This window comes from Inquilinus sp. Marseille-Q2685 (genome assembly GCF_916619195.1).
In the GTDB taxonomy this organism is placed as follows: Bacteria; Pseudomonadota; Alphaproteobacteria; order DSM-16000; family Inquilinaceae; genus Inquilinus.
The window spans coordinates 1-19,703 of record NZ_CAKAKL010000003.1; the positions used below are offsets into that span (position 1 = coordinate 1).

The window sequence follows — 19,703 nt, forward strand, 5'->3', positions numbered from 1 at the left end:
GCAGCCGGATGTACCGGTCGGGCGACCTGGTGCGGCGCCGCGGGGACGGGGCGATCGAGTATCTCGGCCGGCTGGACCATCAGGTGAAGCTGCGCGGCCTCCGGATCGAGCTCGGCGAGATCGAGGCGGGCCTTCGTTCCCATCCCGGCGTGCGGGACGCGGTGGTGGTGCTGCGGGAGGGCCGGCTGGTCGGCTATGTCGCCGGCGAGGCGCAGCCCGACGAGGCCGAACTGAAGCGGCACCTGTCGGCGCTGCTGCCGGACTACATGGTGCCGTCGCGCATCATGGGGCTCGCGGCCCTGCCGGTCTCGGCCAACGGCAAGCTGGACCGCAAGGCCCTGCCCGATCCGGAGTGGGAGAGCGCGGCCGAGACCCTGGCCGAGCCGGAGGGCGAGACCGAGCAGGCCATCGCCCGCATCTGGCAGGACGTCCTCGGCCTCGCCCACATCTCCCGCCACGACGACTTCTTCCAGCTCGGCGGACACTCGCTGGCCGCCATGAAGGTGCGGGCGCTGCTGCTGGAGCGGCACGGCCGCGCCCTGCCGATCCGCCATTTCTTCGACCATCCCACCCTCGCCGGGCTGGCCGCCAGCCTGGACCTGTCCTCCGGCGCCGCCGGGCAGCGCCTGGACGAGATGGACAAGTGGATGAGCGAACTCGAGGACCTGACATGACCATCAACGCGCAGGACATCGCCCGCCGCTTCGCCGCGCTGGCGCCGGATCGCCGCCGCGCCTTCCTGGACAAGCTGGCCGAGCACGGGGTGGACTTCGCCACCCTGCCGATCGTGCCGGTCGAGCGCGGCGGCGACCTGCCGCTGTCCCACGCCCAGCGCGGGCTGTGGCTGACCTGGCAGCGCGACCCCGCCAGCCCGGCCTACACCATGGCCGGCATCCTGTCCCTGTCCGGCGACCTCGACGCCGCGGCGCTGCAGGCTGCGGCCGGCGATCTCGTCGCCCGGCACGAGGCGCTGCGCACCACCTTCGGCATCGACGCCGAGGGCCGGCCGGTGCAGCGCCTGCACGCCGAGCTGCCGCCGCCCTTCGTGGTCCGGAACCTGCGCGCCGCTGCGGATCAGGAGGCGGAGAGCGACGCCTTCGCCGAAGCCCTGGCGCGCCAGCCCTTCGACCTCGAAGCCGGGCCGCTGCTGCGCTTCGAGCTGCATGCGCTGGCCGATCGCGAGCACCGGCTGGTGCTGGCCCTGCACCACATCGTCGCCGATGGCTGGTCAATCGGGCTGATCATCCGCGACCTCGCCGCCCTCTACGCCGCCCGGCGCGACGGCACGCCGTCCGGCCTGCCGCCGCTGGCGCTGCACTATGCCGACTACGCCGCCTGGCAGCGCAGCTGGCTGGAGGCGGGGGAGGAGGCGCGACAGATCGAGGCCTGGAAGGCGGCGCTGGGCGACAGCCACCCGCCGCTCGACCTGCCGTTCGACCGCCCGCGTCCCACGGAGCGCAGCGGGGCCGGGGCGGCGCACCGCTTCCGCCTGTCCCAGCCCCTGAGCGACCGGCTGCGCGCCCTGGCCCGCGGCCGCAACGCCTCGACCTTCATGGCCGTGCTGGCGCTGTTCAAGCTGCTGCTGACGCGGAACGGCGGGGGCGACGACATCCGCATCGGCGCGCCTTTGGCCCATCGCGGCCGGGCCGAGACGCATCCGATGATCGGCTACTTCACCAATGTCGCGGTGCTGCGCACGGTCATCGACCAGCGCCGGGGCTTCACCGCGCTGCTGGACCAGGTGCGCGAGGGCCTGCTGGCGGCGGAGACCCGGATCGACATGCCCTTCGACATGGTGGTCGAGGCGCTGGCCCCGCCGCGGCAGGCCGGGGTGCACCCGCTGTTCCAGGTGAAATGCACCGAGCAGGCCGACGCGCCGGGCGGCCGCGACTTCGCCGGCCTGGCCATGACGCTGCGCGGCCTGGGCAGCGGCGCCGCGCATTTCGACCTCAGCCTCGACTTCACCGACCGGGCGGAGGGGGTCGACGTCCTCATCGCCTACACCCCCGACGTGTTCGACGCGGCGACGATCGAACGGCTGGCGGCGGATTTCGCCGTCCTGGCCGAGGCCGTGGTGGCGGCGCCGGGGCGGCGCCTGGCCGATCTCGCGCCGATCCCAGCGGCGGAAACCGCGTTCGGACCGGTGAGCGGCGAACCGCCGGCGGATCTGATCGCGGCCTGGCGGGCGCAGGCGGCGGCGCGGCCGGAAGCGGTCGCCCTCCGGCACGAGGACAGGTCCTATACCCGGGCGCAGCTCGACCAGGCCTCCGACCGGCTGGCCCGGCGGCTGGTCGCCCGCGGCGTCCGGCCCGAGGACCGGGTGGCGCTGCAGATGGGGCGGACGCCGGAATGGGTGCTGGGCCTGCTCGGCGTGCTCAAGGCCGGCGCGGCCTATCTGCCGCTCGACCCCGCGGCGCCGCTGGAGCGGCGGGCGGAATTGGTGGCCGACAGCGGCGCCCGCTGGCTGCTGGTCGATGCCGAGACGGCGGAGAGCTTCGGCTGCGAGGTGCTGCGCCTGTCGCTGGACGACGATGCTGATGATGCGACAGTCCCACTGTCCGCGCCGGTGCCGGACCAGGCCGGCTGCGTGATCTACACCTCGGGGTCGACCGGCAAGCCGAAGGGCGTGGTCGTCACCCGCGGCGGCATGGCCGACTATGCCCGCGGCGTGCTGCAGGTGCTGGACCTGCCCGAGGGCGCGCGGATGGCGATGGTCTCGACCGTCGCCGCCGATCTGGGCAACACCGTGCTCTACGGCGCGCTCTATGGCGGCGGCGAGCTGCATCTGATCGATCCGGCCCACGCCTTCGACTCGGACCGCTTCGCCGAAACCATGGCCGCCCAGCGCATCGAGGTGCTGAAGATCGTGCCGAGCCACCTGCAGGCGCTGCTGCAGGCGCGCCGGCCGCAGGATGCGCTGCCGGCCCACACGCTGGTGCTGGGCGGCGAGGCCACCGGCTGGCCGCTGCTGGAGCGGATCCGCGAGCTGGCGCCCGGCTGCCGGGTGGTTAACCATTATGGCCCGACCGAGGCCACGGTCGGTGCGCTGTGCCAGCCCGCCGTCGTGGCCTGGCGCGACGCTGGCACCTTGCCGATCGGCCGGCCCCTGCCGGATGCCGCGGCGCATGTGCTGGACGGCCATCTCAACCCGGTGCCGGCTGGCGCGGCAGGCCAGCTCTATCTCGGCGGCCCCGGCGTGGCGCGTGGCTATCTCGGCCGCCCGGACCTGACCGCGGAGCGCTTCGTGCCCGATCCCTTCGGCCCGCCCGGCGCGCGGCTGTACCGCACCGGCGACCGGGTGCGGCGGCTCAGGGACGGCAGCCTGGAATTCCTCGGCCGGGCCGACGACCAGGTGAAGATCCGCGGCTACCGGGTCGAGCCGGGCGAGGTGGCGACGGCGCTGCGCGGCCTCGACGGCGTCGCCGACGCCGCCGTGGTGGCGCTGCCGGCGGAGGATGGCCGGCTGCAGCTCGTCGCCTATGTCGCAGCGCCGGCCGGCACGGATCTGGAGGCGGTCAAGGCCAAGCTCGCCGCCCGGCTGCCGGACTACATGGTCCCGGCCGCCTGGCTGCGGCTGGACGCCCTGCCGGTCACGGCCAACGGCAAGCCCGGCCGCAGGGCGCTGCCGGCCCCCGAGTCGGCAAAGCCGGCCGGCGACCCGCCGCGCGGCGAGACCGAACAGGCGCTGGCCGCGCTCTGGTCCGGCCTGCTCGGCACCGACGCGATCGGCCGCGACGACAACTTCTTCGCCCTCGGTGGGGATTCGATCCTCAGCCTGAAGCTGCTGGCCCGGATCCGCAAGCAGGGGCTGGCCGGCGGGCAGGCGCTGACCCTGGCCGACATCCTGAACGCCCGCAGCCTGGCCGAGCGGGCAGAGCGGATCGCGCCGGCGCCGCCGAGGGGGCGGGGGGTCGTGCATCTGCCGGGCGGCGGCGACGGCGTGCCGCCCTACTGCATCCCCGGGCTGATCGTGAACTCGACCGAGTTCGCCTCGATGGTCGCGGCGCTGGGCGGCGACCGCCCGGTCACCGGCTTCGTCAGCCACGTCTATACCGCGCAGCGCTGGCGCGGCTACGACATGGCGGCGCTGGCGCAGGAATTCGCCGACCATATCGAGCGCACTGCCGGCGGGCGCTGCGCCCTGCTGGGCTGGTCCTCCGGCGGCGACCTGGCCTTCGAGACGGCGCATCGCCTGAAGGGGCGGATGGCGGTCGAGTTCCTGGGCTTGGTCGATGTCTTCGAGAATGTCGATTTCCGTCCCGGCCGATCGCCGGCGGCGGAGGAGCGGCGGCGGGCCGCGGCCCTGCTGGAGCAGTGGCTCGGCCGCTCGGCTATGGCGGCGCAGTGGCGGTCGCTGTTCGGCCTGATGGACGAGGCCGAGCGGGCGGCGCTGGACGAATACGTCCTGGCCCATGCCGACGGCCTGCCCGCGGACGGGCCGGACCTGACCTCGCGCGAATTCGAGCTGTGGGCGATGCTGGACAAGCGGCTGCGCGCCGCGCGCTACCAGTACCGGCCGCTCGACCTGCCGGTCCATGTCTGGCAGGCGGAGGATTCGCTGGGCCGGCCGGAGCGGCTGCGCGACTGGAGCCTGCTGGTGCCGGTGGCGGCGCTGGCGCGGGTGCCGGGCGCCACGCATCTCGACATCATACACGCGCCGGACTTCCAGTCCGGCGTCCGCGAGGCGCTGCGCCGGGCCGATGCCCTGCCAGCGGTGGCGGCGCAGTAGGGGGGAGGGAGCCCCGCCGGTCAGTGGGGATAGCTGATCGGCGGGCCGCCGGCCGGGTTGGGCAGGACGCCCATCGGGATGCCGTAGATCGCCTGCAGCCGGTCGGGCCGCAGGATCGACTCCGGCGCGCCGCGGGCGATCAGCCGGCCGGAATGCAGCGCCACGATGTCGTCGCAGAAGCGCGCCGCCATGTTGATGTCGTGCAGCACCATGACGACGCCCAGCCCCTTGCTCCGGCTCAGCCGCTGCACCAGCGCCAGGACATCGACCTGATGGGCGATGTCGAGGGCGGAGATCGGCTCGTCCAGCAGGAGGCAGGCGGCGTCCTGCGCCACCAGCATGGCCAGCCAAGCCCGCTGCCGCTCGCCGCCCGACAGAGTCTCGACCAGCCGGTCGGCGAAGGGAGAGATGTCGGTCAGCGCCATCGCCTCCTCGACCTTTTCGCGGTCGACGGCGCCGAAGCGGCCGAGCGCGCCGTGCCAGGGATAGCGCCCCAGCGCCACCAACTCGCGCACCAGGAGGCCGGAGGCGGGCGGCGTCTGCTGCGGCAGATAGGCGACCCGCCGGGCGAAGGCGCGGTCGGCCCAGTCCCGCAGCGGCCGGCCCTCGAACCGGACCGTGCCGGCGCTCGGCGGCTGCTGCCGCGCCAGGATCTTCAGCAGCGTCGACTTGCCGGAGCCGTTGTGGCCGATCAGCCCGGTGACCCGGTGCGGCGCCAGCGTGAGGTCCAGCGGCTGCAGCAGGGTGCGCTCGGCGACGGCGAAGGCGGCCTGAGACAGCTCGAACATCGCCGGCGCGGCATCGGTCTCGGCCGCAGGCGCGGGGGCGGTGTGGTTCATGCCGGTCTCGCTTTCTCCAGCGGGCAGGTCGAGCACAGCTCCAGGCTGGGGATCAGATAGCGGATGCAGCAGACGCGCCGCAGCCTCTTCCGCTCGCCGTCGCGCTCGACATAGCGCACCGGCTCGAACAGCGGGTTGCCGCGCCGGCCGGGCCAGTCGCGGCTCGCCATCAGGGCGCGGGCCTGGGCCGGGCCGGGCCCGCGCGCCATGCCGGACGCCTCGATCTGGCGCAGCAGGTTCTCGAACAGGTTGCCGACATTGCTCCACAGCACCTTCGCGGTGGCGCCGCTCTGCGCCGCGAGCGCCCGGATCAGCGGCTCGATATGCCGGTCGACCAGCGGCCCGAAGCGCTCGAAGCCGTCGGCCGGGGCGATCCGGCCGCCGTCATGCGGCAGCTTGAACCCGGTCGTCTGTCCGTCCGGTGCCACGATCACCTCGACCTCGTCGAGGCCGGTCGGCAGGCCGCGCTCCACCAGCAGGCTGGCCGCCACCACCGGCGTCAGCAGCATCCAGAAATGCCATTTCGCCCACAGCGAGGCCACCGCCCGCGGTTCCGGCTGGTCGTAGCGCCGGGCGAAGCACTCCAGGATCGGGCCCAGCACGGCGGGGTCGAGCAGGTCAGATCCCCGGATCCCCGGCCGCGGATCCTCGGCCGGCATCAGCCGGTCGGCGAAATCGGCCAGCGGGCCGACGAAGATCGGGGCCAGGGCGTCGATCATGGGAGGAATGCGGGTGTCATGCCGGCCGCCGTCGCTGCATCAGCCAGATGAAATACGTGCCGCCGACGAAGGTCGCAACCAGCCCGGCCGGCACCTGCCAGGGAAAGGCGACGGTGCGGCCCAGCCAGTCGGCCAGCACCATCAGCCCGGCGCCGAGCAGCCCGGCCGCCAGGATCTGTGGCGTCGGCCGGCGGATGCCGAGCATGCGGACCATGTGCGGCGCCATCAGCCCGACGAAGCTCAGCGGGCCGACGGTCAGCGTCGCCCCGGCGGTCAGCGCCGCGGTCAGCAGCAGCAGGGCGGCCCGGCTGCGGGCCAGCGACAGCCCCAGCGACCGGCCGGTCGCGGCGCCGAGCGGCAGGATGGTCAGCCAGCGCCCGGCCAGCGGCAGGATCAGCGCGGCGGCCAGGGCCAGGCCGCAGGTGATCGCGGCATCGCGGACGGAGACGCCGTAGGTCGATCCAGACAGCCAGCCCAGCAGCAGCGCGGTCCGGGGGTCGCCGCTGAACAGCAGCGCCACCATGAAGGCGCCGGCGATGGTGGTCAGCGCCGCGCCGGCGAGCAGCATGTGCTCGGAGGAGAAGGCCGATCGCCGCCCGAGCGAGAGCACCGCCAGCAGCGCCGCCAGCGCGCCGAGCCCGGCCACGCCCGTCAGGGCCAGGCGATCCAATCCGGGCACGGCGACGGCGGCGAGGATCAGCGCCAGGGCGGCGCCGGAGGAGACGCCGAGCAGCTCCGGGCTCGCCATGGCGTTGCCGGTCAGGCGCTGCAGCACCACGCCGGCGGTCGCCAGCATGAAGCCGGCGCCCAGCGCCGCAGCGACGCGCGGCGCCCGCCAGGGCAACAGCAGGTCGAGCTCGCCGCCCATGCTCCACTGCCAGCCTTCCGCCGTGCGGCCCAGCGCCAGCGCGGCCCAGACGACCAGGCCGAGCAGCAGCAGGGCGCCGGCGATCCAGGGCCAGGGATGCCGGCGGCGATGGTCATCGGCGGCCGGACGGCTGGGCCGGGCCTCGCCCGCCGCCGGACGCAGCCGGCGCAGCAGCCACAGCAGCAGCGGCGCGCCGAGGATGGCGGTGACGGCGCCGGTCGGCACCGCGCTGGCGGCGTCGACGAACTGCACCAACTGATCGGTCAGCGCCAGCAGCCCGGCGGAGACGGCCGGCGCCCAGACCAGGCGGTCGCGGAAACGCCGCGCGCCGGCGAGGCGGGCGATGGCGGGCCCGGCCAGGCCGATGAAGCCGATCGGCCCGAGCAGGGCGGCGACCGAGGCGCTGAGCAGCACCGCCCCCGCGATCGCCGCGAGACGGGCCGCCGCCGGCGACAAGCCGAGTCCGCGGGCACCGTCCTCGTCGAGGTCGAGCAGGGTCAGCGGCCGCAGCATCAGCGCGCCGGCCAGCCCCGCCAGGGCCAGGCGCGGCGCCAGGGCCAGCGCCACGTCCCAGTTGTTCTGATTCAGCGATCCGCCCTGCGACACGAACAGGTCGGTCAGGGCCTGGTGGTTGAACAGCACCAGCATCTTGCTGCCGGCGTCGAGATAGAAGGTGACGACAAGCCCGGCCAGGATCACGGCGATCGGCGCCAGCTTGTGGCGCCAGCTCAGCAGCAGGATCAGGGCCATCGCCGCGGCGCTGCCGAGCAGGGCCACCGCCTCCTGCCCGGCTTCCAGCAGCGATGGCACTGACAAGGTGGCGGCGATCAGCGCCAGCTTCGCCCCGGCGAAGACGCCCAGCGTCCCGGGCTCGGCCAGCGGGTTGCGCAGCGCCTGCTGGAACAGCACGCCGGCCAGGCCGAGCGCGGCGCCGCCGAGCAGGCCGACGACCAGGCGCGGCAGCAGGCTGTACTGCGCCAGCATCTGACGCATCTCGGCCGGATCGGGCGCGGTCAGGGCCTGCCCCCATTCCGCCGCGGGCAGCAGCGCCCGCAGATGGTGCAGGAACAGGGCCAGGGCAGCACCGATCAGCAGCGCCGCCAGCAGGGCCGGGCGGCCCGTCGCCACCGGCCGGGACAGGGCGAGGTCAGCCATTCGCGGATCCCTGCGCCGGCAGGACCTGCGCGAGCTGCCGGGCGAAACGGATGGCGGAGGCCACCCCGCCGTTGGGATAGACCACCGGCATCTCGATCACCCGGTCCCGGCGCACCGCCGGCAGGGCGGCCCAGAGTGGGCTGGCCGCGAGCTGCCGCAGCGCGCGCTCGGTCTCGGCGCCGCGGTCGAAATGGATCAGCCGGGCCTCGGCGTCGCCGGCCAGCTGCTCGATGCCGATCGAGGTGGTGCCCCAGACATTGGTTCGCCCCGTCCAGGCGTTGCGCAGGCCCAGGCGGGACAGCACGTCGCCGATCATGCCCTTGCCGCCGAAGATCGCGGCATGGCGCCCGTCCTCCATGAAGCGGACGACATAGACCGGCCGGTCGGTCCAGGGCTCGAGGACCTGGCGGGCCTCGGCCACGGCAGCACCGGCGCGGTCGGCCCAGGCCCGGGCCTCGGCGTCGCGGCCGGTCAGCGCCGCCACCCGGATCAGCAGGTCCCGGGCATGGTCCAGCGCCGGCTTCTCGGTGGAGAAGCTCGGCAGCCAGGCGACCGGGGCGATGCGCTCCAGGTCATTCTGGCCGACCTCGGCCCAGGAGGGGGCCAGGATCAGGTCCGGCCGCAGATGCTGCAGCAGCTCGAGATTGGGTTCCTGCAGCGGGCCCAGATCCGGCACGCCGTCCGGCAGCGCCGGCTCGGCCACCAGCCGCTCATAGAGCGGGATGTTGCCGACCGCGGCGGGCGTGACGCCGAGCGTCAGCAGCGTCTCGGTCAGCAGCAGGTCGAGGCATGCGACCCGGCGTGCCGGTCCCGGGGCCTGCGCGCGCGCCCAGGCCGGGCCGGCGAGGGCCAGCCCGATCCCGCCCAGGACCGCGCGCCGGTGCAGCATCACATCGTCACCAGCGGTAGCCCAGCGAGGCCGAAATGGTGAAGGGCTCGCCGTAACGGCAGCCGCCGATGTCGACGCAGGTGATGTAGTCCGTGTCGAACAGGTTCTTGGCGTTGAGCTGCAGCGTGGTTCCCGTCAGGCGTTCGTCGAGCGCGCCGAAATCATAGGAGATCATGGCGTCCACCAGCATCCGGCCCGGCACGTCCTCGCGGACCTTCCCTCCGGCCTCGGGGCTGCTGGCGGGATAGAAGCCCGGGATGTTGGTGGAGCTCAGATACTGCAGGCCGGCGCCGATCGTCAGGCCCCTGAGGCCGAGGCCGTCGAGCTTGTAGTCGGCCCAGACCGAGACATTGTGATACGGGACCAGGGCCAGGCGCTCGTCCTTCAGCTGGCCTTCCATGTTGCGTGCATCGGTATAGCTGTAGGCGCCGACGAGGTTGAGCGCACCGATGCTGGCCCGGGCCTCCAGCTCGATGCCCTGCGATCGCACCTTGCCAGTCTGGATCGAGAACAGGTTGTTCTCCGGATCCGTCATCAGCACATGGTCCTGGTCGATCCGGAAGATGGCGCCGCTGATCAGGAAGTTCTCGCCCGCCGGCTGGTAGCGCAGCCCGGCCTCGTACTGGTTGGCCTTGCTCGGCTCGAACTGCCTTCCGTCGGCGCTGACGCCGGCACTCAGCGCGGTCGGGTCGAAGGACTGGCTGAAGCTGACATAGGGCGCGAGGCCGTTGTCGAACAGATACAGCAGCCCGACGCGGCCAGTGAAGGCGCTGTCCGAACGGCTCTGCTTCCGGTCGATGCCCAGAAGGTCGAGCGTGGCCTGATTGCGGTAGCTGTTGTTGTAGGCGTCGGCCCAGTCGTAGCGGCCGCCGAGCACCAGGATCAGCTTGTCGTAGATCTTCATCTGATCCTGGAAATAGATGCCGATCTGCGAGCCCGAGTTCTTGAAGCCGGTGTTGTTGCTGTTGTTGACGGTGACGGTCGCGTCGTAGACCGGGTCGTAGATGTCGTTGAGCGCGGCGACCGAGCCGCCGAAGCGGTTGGTGTCGTAGCTGACGCCGTATGTGTTGATGCCGGCCAGGAGCGTGTGCTGCACCGGTCCGGTCTCGACCTTTGCCTCCAGCGAGGTGTCGGTGGTGAAGCCGTTCGACTCCTCGTCGCGATTGATCACGCCGCGGGTCAGGGAATTGTCGGCCCTGAGCGTTCCGTAGCTCAGATAGTTCCAATCCACCTCGGCATGATAGTAGCGCAGGGAATTGCGCAGGGTCAGGCTGTCGTTGAACTTGTGCTCGAGCTGGTAGCCGAGCGTGTAGCTCTCGCTGTAGTACTTGTCGTAGCCCTTCTGGCCGATGAACAGGTCGCGCGGGATCTTGCCTTCGCGCAATTCGGTGAAGGGCATTGGCGGCGCGAAGCGGGTGTAGATCTCCTGATAGTCGCTCAGGAAGGTGATGGTGGTCGCGTCCGACGGCCGGAAGGTGAGGGCCGGGGCGATGTAGAACTTGTCGTCCGGCACGTGATCGACCCAGTTGCCGGAATCGCGCCACAGGCCGGTCAGCCGGTAGGACAGCATGCCGTTGTCATCGATCGGCCCGCCGGTATCGCCGGAGAACTGGGTCCGGCCGTAGCTCCCGTACTCGGCGTTCAGCTCGTGGAACGTCGTGTCGGTCGGCCGCTTGCTGATGGCGTTGACCACGCCGCCGGGGGTCAACTGGCCGTAGAGGACGGAGGAGGGACCACGCAGCACCTCGATGCGCTCCAGCCCGTACGGCTCCTGGTTGCCGTCATAGACGTTCGACTGCAGCCGCAGCCCGTCGCGCAGCATGCCGGATGCGCCGGTGGACACGTTGAAGCCGCGGATCATGAAATCGTCGTTCAGCCGGCTGTAGGCGCCGGACTGGAAGGTGACGCCGGGGGTGTAGGTCAGCGCCTGGGACAGGGTCTCGGCGTTCGTCGCCGTGATCTGGTCCTTGGGAACCACCGAGATCGACTGCGGCGTCTCGATCAGCGGCGTGGCGGTCTTGGTGGCGCTGAGGCCGGTGTTGGCCACGAAACCCTGCACCGGGCCGGTCGGGCTCTCGCCCTGGCCGGTGACGACGATCGGGGCCAGGACGACGCCGTCCCCGGGCTGCGTCTCCTGCACCTGCGGCTGCGCCGGAGGCTGAACCTGCGTCTGCGCCTGCGCGGATGTCCCGACCGATCCGCTGGCCGCGACGAGAATGGTTGTCGTTAGCAACATCCGCACGCGGTCGCGCGCGCCGTATCCAGCACCCATGCCACCCCATCCTTCTTATTCGGAACCGCGGACGCCGGCGGCCTGCGCCGCGCCCGTCGTGAAATGCCGGCTGCTCAATTATCAAGAATAATAATGACTCGCAATCTCATTTCATGAAGATTTTCATCGAACTCGACGGATCGGCGAACCGCGCCCGGCGTTGCCCGTCGTCAGGCCCTGCTGAGCCGGTCGAGGATGGTCTGCGCCTGATCCAAATGGCGCTTGATGATCGGGACGAGTTGGGTGGCGATCGCCTTCAGCGCGGGGTTGGCGCCGAAGCTGCTGTAGTCCTGCTGCAGCTTCAGCGCCGCGGTGTGGGCTTCCACCTGGGTCCGCATGTACAGCCGGTCGAAATCCTGCTCGGTCCCGGTGGCGAGATCCTGCAGCAGCTGGTCGTGTCGCGCGTCCACGCTGGTCGGCAGGGAGGTGGCGAGATTCTGGCCCTTCGCCGCCTCCGTCAGCTGCTCTCCGGCCTTCATGTGGTCGTCGATCATCATCCGGGCGAAGCTGCGCACCTCGTCGGAGGCTGCCTTCTCCAGCGCCGCCTGGGCGGCCGAGACCTCGAACAGGTTGCTGATCGCGGTCTCCCGGACATAGCCGGCCGCATCGGTCTGCACCGGCTGCACGGCGACGTTGCCGCTCTGCGCCGATGCGGTCGGGACGGTCGCGAGGCAGGCCATGGCGGCGACGGCCACAACCGCCGGGAGGCGTCTCATGGTCGGCTCCGTGCTGGAGGCGGACGATCTCGCCTGGTCAACGAGACGGCCGGATCGCGGGTTCCGACGCCATCGGAACCGGATCGACCCGGATCTCGGCGATTAGCGGCAGATGGTCCGAGACATGCCGGCCCTCGGGATCGACCCAGCTGCGCAGCAGGGCGTGGCGCGGCCGGCAGTACACGCGGTCGAGCGTCAGCACGGGGCAGCGGGCCGGGTAGGTGCGCTGCGGCGTGCGGGCCGGCAGCACCTCGGCCAGCGACCGCCGGACGGCGCCGTTCCAGGTCCAGTCGTTGAAATCGCCGAGCATGACCGAGGTCCGCGCGGCGCTGTCGGCGATCCGCGCCAGCATCGCCGCCTGGCGGCGCCGCTCCGAGAAGGCGAGGCCGAGATGGACCGAAGCGAGGTGGAGCGGGCCGGCCGGGGCCGAGACCATGGCCTCGACGGCGCAGCGCGGCTCCCGGCGGGAATGGGTCAGGTCGTGCAGCTGGATGGCCGACAGCGGCCAGCGGCTGATCAGAAGATGCCCGTAATGCCCGTCCGGCGCGACGATGGTCCGTGCCGCGGCGGTGTGGGGGCCGAGCGCCGTGGATAGCAGGGCAAAGGGGGAATCGGGGCCGTTGCCGCGGCCGCGCGAATCCACCTCCTGCAGGGCGACGATGTCGGGCTCGTGCCGCTGGACCAGGGCGACCACGCGGTCCAGGTCGTAACGGCCGTCCGGGCCGATGCCGGCGTGGATGTTCCATGTCAGGAGGCGGAGCGGCGCGTCCGTCACGACCGTGAGCGCCGCCTCCGGCTGACCAGCGCCTGCAGCCCGACGGACAGCGCGATCCAGGCGGCCAGGACCGCCAGCAGGATACCGATCTCCGCCAGCGACGGATCGCGCAGGATCGACAGGATGCGGTCGCCCAGCGTCGACAGCACCAGCAGCCCAGGCGCCAGGCCGAGCGCGGTGCCCAGGACGAAATCGAGGATCGGGATCCGCGCCGCGCCGGCGACCAGGTTGACCAGGGTGAAGGGCGCGACCGGCACCAGCCGGATCGTGGCGACGGCGACTACCCCGCGGCGGGCGATGCCGTCGCGGATCCGGTGCAGCCGCGGGCCCATGACGGCGCGCAAGGCATTCTCGCCCGCCATCAGGCCGACCAGATAGCCGGCGAGGGCGCTGGCCAGCGCGCCGGCCCCGGCATAGGCCAGCCCCGGCCAGGCGCCATAGGCGGCGGCCGTCGCGGCGATCAGCACCGTCACCGGGAACATCACCATCCCGCCCAGCACGAAGGCTGCGATGACCAGCGGCGGCCCCCAGCCGGTTCCCGCCAGGCCGTGCAGGGACTGCTGCAGCCGCTCCGGCTGCGCCCAGCCGGCGAGGTCGGTGGTGCTCCAGGCCAGCGCCAGCAGCAGGGCCGCGATGATGATCGGGGCGATGCGCAGCAGGCCGCGCCAGCGCGCCTTGACCGAGGCCAGGGCGCGGTCGATCAGGCCGGTCGCCGGCAGCGGATGGCGGGGATCGGCGAAGCCGGCGAGAGTCCAGCCCCGCTCGTCCGCGACCGGCTGATGGTCGTCGACCGGCACCAGCCGGCGTTCCGTCCCGGCGGCCGCGATCGCGACCAGCAGGGATCCGGTCTCGCGGATCCGCCGGTCCATCTCCTCCGGCTCGACCCCGCAATGCTCGGCCAGCAGACGGGCGCGGATGCGCCGGATGGCCCGGCGCTCATCGGCGTCGATGGCCTCGATGGTCAGGTCGCATTCGCTGTCCACGCCCATCGAGCGGTTGCAGAGATTGGCGGAGCCGACCCGCAGAAGCCGGTCGTCCACGATCATCAGCTTGGAATGGACCATGACGTCGGCCGTCGCGCCGTCGCGGCCGGCCTGCGGGTGCAGCAGCCGGACCCGGCCGGCGACGCCGCCGGCGCGCAGGATCTCCATGAACCGGATGCGGCCGGGCGCCATGGCGCGATGCTCGACCCAGCTGTGATGGATGCGCGGGGCCACGATCACGGCCTGCAGCGCCGGGACGTCCTGCATCCGGCGGGCCAGGCGTTCGGCCATGTGAGCGGAGGTCAGGAACTGGTTCTCGATGTAGATCGCCTCCTGCGCCGTATCGATCATGTCCTCGAACAGGGCCTCGATCTCGCGCACCTCGCCCTCGCCAGGGTACAGCGGCAGCGTCCGCGAAATGCCGACGGCGACGTCGCGGAAATCCGCCTCGACCTGCTCGGGCCACGGCACGGACCGGGCGGCGACGGCCGGCAGCGCCTCGTATGTCGCGCGCTCCCAGCGCCAGCGGGCGAGCTCGGCCAGGGCCCGCGCCGCGGGGCCGTCGACGGCCATCTGGACATCGTGGAAGGGCGGGTAGGCGACGCCGGCCGGGTCGACCCGGCCGGGATGCTCCGGCCGGTGGCACGAGGTGTCCCAGCGACGGATCGTCAGGTCCAGCCCGCCGACGAAGGCGACCGCATCGTCGATCACCACGATCTTCTGGTGGTGGGAGGAGCCGACGGGGATCTCGTCGTCGAGGCACAGCTCGATCTGCGGCGGCGTGCTCCATTGCAGGGCGAGCAGCGGCAGGGGCTCGCGCTCCAGCGCGTAGTACAGCGAATAGTTCCAGAGCAGCAGCTTGACGGACAGCTCGGGCCGCTCGCGGACAAGGGCGCAGAGGAAATCGCCCAGCGTGGCCGGCAGCCCGTCCTCGGGCTCGCCCTCCGGTCCGACCAGGGGCGGCCGGCTGTCGATGTCCCAGCCGATCACCAGGATCCGGTGCTTCGCCTGCCGCATCGCCGAGCGCAACGCCCCGAAATAGGCGGCGGCGTCGACCAGCACCGCGGCCCGGCGGGCCTGCTCGATCCGCCAGACGTTCCGCCGCGGCCGCAGCACGGATGTCTCGGCGGGTCGGTCCGCCTCCTGGTCGACGACCGCGGTGCTTCGAATGACCCTCACGGCGTGGGATCCCTCCCTTCCTATCCCCTCCCGTCAACGCGCGAAGGCGGGGGAATGTCACCGCCGCTCCGGCCGGCTGCGATCTCCGTCGCCCGCGGGAACACGCTGAGGCAGCCGGCCCTGGTCGCGGGGTGATCGACGAGCACCGCCGCATTCACCGTGCCATCGCCGGCGGAGCCGTCGCCGCGGCACGCGAGGCGATGCGCTGGCATCTGCTGGCCGCGGCGCGGCGGCTCGGCCTTCTCGACGAGGCCGAGGCCGCGCGGCTGCGCTGATGCGCATCTTGCCGGATGGCCGCCGGCTCGGCTAACGAAGAGCCGAAACCGAGAGACGATCCCGATATGAGCATGCTGACCGACGGCGCCGCCGCCACCTGGGGCATCGCCGCGCTGGCGACCGGCGGCGTCATCCTGCGACCCTGGCGCCTGCCCGAGGCGATCTGGGCGGCCGCCGGCGCCGTGGCGCTGGTCGGGTTCGGGCTGCTGACGGCATCCGATGCCCTGGCGGCGATCGGCAAGGGCACCGATGTCTACCTGTTCCTGATCGGCATGATGCTGCTGGCCGAACTGGCGCGGACCGAAGGGCTGTTCGACTGGGCTGCGGCGATCGCGGCGCGGCAGGCCCGCGGATCGGCGAGCCGGTTGTTCGGGCTGACCTATGTCGTCGGCATTATCGTCACCGTCTTCCTGTCGAACGACGCCACCGCCGTGGTGCTGACACCCGCGGTCTATGCCGTGGCGCGGGCGGCCGGGGCGGCGCCGTTGCCCTATCTCCTGATCTGCGCGTTCATCGCCAACGCCGCCAGCTTCGTGCTGCCGATCTCGAACCCGGCCAACCTCGTGGTGTTCGGCAGCCAGATGCCGCCGCTGCTGACGTGGCTGTCCTGGTTCGCCTTGCCGTCGGCGTTGGCGATCGGGGCGACCTTCGTCGCGCTGCGGCTGACCCAGGCGAAGGCGCTGCGTGCGCCCATCGCCACCGCCGTGCCGGTGCCGGCCCTGCCGCCCGGCGGCCATATGGCGGCCTGGGGCCTCGGCGTCACCGCCGTCGTTCTGCTGCTGGCCTCCGCCTTCGGGCTCGATCTCGGCCTGCCCACGGCGCTGGCCGGTCTCTTCACCACCGCGGCGGTGCTGCTGCATCGCCGTGCCGCGCCCTGGGGGCTGCTGCGCCGCATCTCCTGGGAGGTGCTGCCGCTGGTCGCCGGGCTGTTCGTGCTGGTCGAGGGGCTGGACCGGACCGGCGTCGTCCATCTCCTCGCCGCCACGCTGCAGGACGCCATGGCTCGCTCGGTCGGCGGCGCCGCCTGGGGCACGGGTGTGATCGTGGCGGTGGCCACCAACCTGATGAACAACCTGCCGGCGGGGCTGATCGTGCAGTCGACGCTGGCTCAGGCCCCTCTGGACCAATTCCCCATGCCGCCGCAGATCGCCGGCGCCGCGCTGATCGCCATCGATCTCGGCCCGAACCTGTCGGTCACCGGATCGCTGGCCACCATCCTCTGGCTGGTGGCCCTGCGCCGCGAGGGGCTGGAGGTCGGGGCGCTGCAGTTCCTCCGGCTCGGTCTCGTCGTGATGCCGCCGTCGCTGCTGCTCGCTCTGGCCGGATTTCTCCTGCCCTGGTGATCAGGCCAGGCTCCACAGGGCCAGGATCAGCACCACCACGAAGATCAGCGCGAACAGGAAGGCGATGGCGTAGATCGGCCGCAGGGTCCGCGGCAGCCTCGGATCGGACGTCGCGGGGCCGCGCGCGAGTTCGGTGTCCGGCGGACGCCCGATCGCTTCGCGGCGGCGGGCGTCCCGGATCTCCTCGGAGGTGGGCGGCATGCCGGCGGCCTCGTCATCGGTGCCGAGCGGCGCCGCAGCCGGGTCCTGCACCGGGATCTTGTCTCCGGTCAGGCCGCGGTCGATGTCCCGCCGCAGCTGTTCCGCGCTCTCCTTCCGGCTGGGCGAAGGCATTCCAAGCTCCGAGATGACCGTTACCCGGCCAATGGCGGCGGCCGGCCGCCGGTTCCGGCCGGGGGCGTCGCAATTTTTGGCGGCCGGCCGAACGGGTCCCGGCGCAACGCTGTTGAGCCTTCAAGACGTATCGAAGCGACAGGAGAGTGCGATGACCGATCCGAGAGAGCATCTGACGCATTGGTTGCGCGACGCCTACGCCATGGAGAGCCAGGCGGTGTCCCTTCTGGAGACGCAGATCGACCGGCTCGAGACCTATCCCGAGGCCAAGGCGAAGGTGCAGGAGCATCTGCAGCAGACCAAACGGCAGCGGGAGGATGTGGAGGACTGCCTGGCGAAGCTCGGCGCCGACCCGTCCGACCTCAAGGTCCTGGCCCAGAAGACCATCGCCAACATCCAGGGCCTGTTCCACTCCATGACCGAGGACGAGGTGCTGAAGCACGCACTCGGCAGCTACTCCTTCGAGCAGTTCGAGGCCGGCAGCTACCGCATGCTGGCGGCCGCCGCCCGCGAGGCCGGCGAGCCCGGCATCGCCGAGACCTGCGAGCGCATCCAGGCCGAGGAGGAGGCGATGGGAGACTGGATCTGGCAGCAGATGCCGGCCCTGACCCAGGAGTATATGAGCCGCTCCGAGGTCGGGGTCACCGCCAAGCGCTGACCCCGGCCGGTCGGGTGCGGCGGCCGGTCAGGCCGTCCGCACCCAGACCAGCATCTCCCCGGGGTCGCGGTTGTCCCAGGCGTAGTAGGGCACGGCCTTGATCCGGACCGGATGCTCGGGCGGCGGGGCGGTGCGATAGAGGTCGTCGCCCCAATCCGACACGGGCTGCGCCCGGGCCTGTCCCTCCAGGGTCACCACCCCGCCCAGCAGGCCGGGCTCCTCGCGCGGGGTCAGCTTCGCATCCGCCGGCAGCACCAGGCTGTTGAGCGGCACGCCGTTGTCGACGCCCTCCAGGCAGTAGACCAGCGGTCCGCGCCGGATCGCGGCCCGGCCGGCGTCGTGCCGGATCTCCGGATGGGCGTGGATCCGCTCGACCGCCAGCTCCAGTTCTAGCCGCACCGTGTCGCCGGCCGCCCAGCGCCGGGTGAGGGCCGCGTAGCCGTTGCGGGTGACGGCCGCGAGGTCCTGCGCCTCGCCATTGACCGACAGCGCTGCCTTCCGGCACCAGCCGGGAACGCGCAGATGCAGGGTGAAGCCGGCCGGCGCCTCTGGTTCGACCGTCAGCGCGATGGCGCCGTCCCAGGGATAGCGCGTCTCCTGCACCAGCCGCACCTTGCCGCCGGCGACGTCCAGCGTCGCGGTGCTGTCGCCGTAGAGATGGACGGCGATTCCATCCTCCGACTGGCCATACATGTAGCTGCCGATCGACGCGGTGAGCCGGGCGATGTTGGGCGGGCAGCAGGGGCAGCGGTGCCAGGTCCAGCGATGGTGCCCGCCGCGGCTCTCCAGCGGGTTCTCGTAGAAGAAGGTGGCGCCGTCCAGCGACAGGCCGGAGGAGGCGCCGTTGTACAGCGCCAGCTCCATCATATCGGCATAGCGTGCATCGGGGCCGAGGCCGAGCATGCGGCCGGCCCAGAACACGAGGCCGACCGCGGCGCAGGTCTCGGCATAGGCGCTCTCGTTCGGCAGGTCGTAATCGGCGGTGAAGCCTTCGTTGTCGGCGGAGGGGCCGAGGCCGCCGGTGACGTAGAAGCGCTTGCTCGTCAGGTCGCGCCACAGCCGCTCCAGCGCCAGGCGCAGGCTGTCGTCCCCGTATTCCATCGCGATGTCGGCCATGCCGCTGTACAGATACATGGCGCGGACGGCGTGGCCGACGACCTTGTCCTGCTCCCGCACCGGCAGGTGCGACTGGTTGTACTCATAGGTCTTGAACACGTAGTCGTTCGGGTCGCGGCCGTGCTCGCGCGCCTCGGCGTCGTAGAAATGCGGCTGCCGGCCGCGCTCGTCGATGAAGTACCTGGCCAGGTCCATGTATTTCTGTTCCCCGGTGACGCGGGCCAGCTTGACCAGCGCCAGCTCGATCTCCTCATGGCCGCAATAGCCGCGCTTCTGGCCCGGGCCGGTGCCGAGCACCGTGGCGACGTGGTCCATGTACCGGCACATGATGTCCAGCAGCTTGCGCTTGCCGGTGGCCTGGAAGTAGGCGACGGCGCCCTCGATCAGGTGGCCGGCGCAGTACAGCTCGTGGCAGTCGCGCAGATTGGTCCAGCGCAGCCCCGGCTCGATCCGCTGGTACCAGCTGTTGAGATAGCCGTCGGGCTGCTGCAGCCGGCCGTACAGGTCGATGACGTGGTCGACCTTGCGCTCCAGCTCCGGATTCGGCGTGCGCTGCAGGCAGTAGGCCGCGGTCTCGATCACCTTGCCTAAGTCCGAATCCCAGAACATCTGGGCGGTGACCAGCCCGCCATGGAAGGGGATTTTCCCCCCCGGCGACGGAGCGTTGGGGTCGATCTGCTGTAGCATCCCGGCCTCCTCGCAGCGTTGGTAGAGGGTGTCGGCGGTCTTCGCGCAGACGGCGTCGATGCGGGCGCCCCAGAAGCCACGGACCTCGACCTGCGGCACGGCGGGCGGGCGGAAGCGGGCGCGGGGCGCAGCATCGGCGGCGGGGGCGAGGTCGGCGGTCATCCGG

15 protein-coding genes are annotated in these 19,703 nt (G+C 72.0%); 5 read left to right on the forward strand and 10 right to left on the reverse strand.

All coding sequences use genetic code 11. The annotated features are described in order from the left end of the window. Nucleotides 1–674 (forward strand): phosphopantetheine-binding protein (locus LG391_RS17745; protein ID WP_225769371.1); only part of this gene is annotated, 674 nt, incomplete at its 5' end. Further along, complete coding sequence (locus LG391_RS17750) at nucleotides 671–4,729, forward strand: non-ribosomal peptide synthetase (protein WP_225769372.1); 4,059 nt, start codon at nucleotides 671–673, stop codon at nucleotides 4,727–4,729. The genes LG391_RS17745 and LG391_RS17750, both read left to right, overlap by 4 nt. Before the next feature lie 20 nt (nucleotides 4,730–4,749). Here LG391_RS17750 and LG391_RS17755 read toward each other — a convergent pair whose 3' ends face one another. The 8 genes from LG391_RS17755 to LG391_RS17790 form a co-directional block, all read right to left on the reverse strand. Next, nucleotides 4,750–5,568, reverse strand: coding sequence for an ATP-binding cassette domain-containing protein (locus tag LG391_RS17755; protein WP_255646706.1), 819 nt, complete (start codon nucleotides 5,566–5,568; stop codon nucleotides 4,750–4,752). Continuing rightward, the gene (gene fhuF / locus LG391_RS17760; protein WP_225769373.1) at nucleotides 5,565–6,287 is read right to left on the reverse strand and encodes a siderophore-iron reductase FhuF; all 723 of its coding nucleotides are present in this window, start codon (nucleotides 6,285–6,287) and stop codon (nucleotides 5,565–5,567) included. Before fhuF ends, LG391_RS17755 begins: the two co-directional genes overlap by 4 nt. A gap of 16 nt (nucleotides 6,288–6,303) precedes the next feature. Further along, complete coding sequence (fhuB, locus tag LG391_RS17765) at nucleotides 6,304–8,310, reverse strand: Fe(3+)-hydroxamate ABC transporter permease FhuB (RefSeq protein WP_225769374.1); 2,007 nt, start codon at nucleotides 8,308–8,310, stop codon at nucleotides 6,304–6,306. Further along, nucleotides 8,303–9,199: an ABC transporter substrate-binding protein gene (locus tag LG391_RS17770; RefSeq protein ID WP_225769375.1), complete on the reverse strand. Its 897-nt coding sequence runs from the start codon at nucleotides 9,197–9,199 to the stop codon at nucleotides 8,303–8,305. The genes fhuB and LG391_RS17770 overlap by 8 nt, the downstream gene beginning before the upstream one ends. A gap of 7 nt (nucleotides 9,200–9,206) precedes the next feature. Beyond that, nucleotides 9,207–11,339, reverse strand: coding sequence for a TonB-dependent siderophore receptor (locus LG391_RS17775; RefSeq protein WP_225769376.1), 2,133 nt, complete (start codon nucleotides 11,337–11,339; stop codon nucleotides 9,207–9,209). Between the two features lie 302 nt (nucleotides 11,340–11,641). After that, entirely contained in the window at nucleotides 11,642–12,187 is a 546-nt protein-coding gene (locus LG391_RS17780) for a DUF4142 domain-containing protein (protein WP_225769377.1), read from the reverse strand. Between the two features lie 37 nt (nucleotides 12,188–12,224). Beyond that, nucleotides 12,225–12,962 carry an endonuclease/exonuclease/phosphatase family protein gene (locus tag LG391_RS17785; protein ID WP_225769378.1) on the reverse strand — a complete coding sequence of 246 codons (738 nt, stop codon included), beginning with the start codon at nucleotides 12,960–12,962 and terminating at the stop codon, nucleotides 12,225–12,227. Then, nucleotides 12,959–15,124 carry a VTT domain-containing protein gene (locus LG391_RS17790; RefSeq protein ID WP_225769379.1) on the reverse strand — a complete coding sequence of 722 codons (2,166 nt, stop codon included), beginning with the start codon at nucleotides 15,122–15,124 and terminating at the stop codon, nucleotides 12,959–12,961. Before LG391_RS17790 ends, LG391_RS17785 begins: the two co-directional genes overlap by 4 nt. A gap of 131 nt (nucleotides 15,125–15,255) precedes the next feature. Here LG391_RS17790 and LG391_RS17795 point away from each other — a divergent pair, with 131 nt between their 5' ends. Together LG391_RS17795 and LG391_RS17800 are read left to right on the forward strand one after the other, a co-directional pair. Next, complete coding sequence (locus LG391_RS17795; RefSeq protein ID WP_225769380.1) at nucleotides 15,256–15,399, forward strand: hypothetical protein; 144 nt, start codon at nucleotides 15,256–15,258, stop codon at nucleotides 15,397–15,399. A gap of 66 nt (nucleotides 15,400–15,465) precedes the next feature. Beyond that, nucleotides 15,466–16,743 carry an arsenic transporter gene (locus tag LG391_RS17800; RefSeq protein ID WP_225769381.1) on the forward strand — a complete coding sequence of 426 codons (1,278 nt, stop codon included), beginning with the start codon at nucleotides 15,466–15,468 and terminating at the stop codon, nucleotides 16,741–16,743. On the opposite strand, the gene LG391_RS17805 is transcribed toward LG391_RS17800, so the two are convergent. Continuing rightward, nucleotides 16,744–17,076, reverse strand: a complete 333-nt coding sequence (locus LG391_RS17805) for a hypothetical protein (RefSeq protein ID WP_225769382.1) — start codon at nucleotides 17,074–17,076, stop codon at nucleotides 16,744–16,746. It abuts the gene before it with no gap. A 151-nt stretch (nucleotides 17,077–17,227) separates the two neighbouring features. On the opposite strand from LG391_RS17805, the gene LG391_RS17810 reads away from it, so the two are divergent. Further along, entirely contained in the window at nucleotides 17,228–17,734 is a 507-nt protein-coding gene (locus LG391_RS17810) for a ferritin-like domain-containing protein (RefSeq protein ID WP_225769383.1), read from the forward strand. Nucleotides 17,735–17,761: 27 nt separating this feature from the next. On the opposite strand, the gene LG391_RS17815 is transcribed toward LG391_RS17810, so the two are convergent. Further along, nucleotides 17,762–19,699 carry a glycoside hydrolase family 127 protein gene (locus LG391_RS17815; protein WP_225769384.1) on the reverse strand — a complete coding sequence of 646 codons (1,938 nt, stop codon included), beginning with the start codon at nucleotides 19,697–19,699 and terminating at the stop codon, nucleotides 17,762–17,764. Nucleotides 19,700–19,703 lie beyond the last annotated feature (4 nt).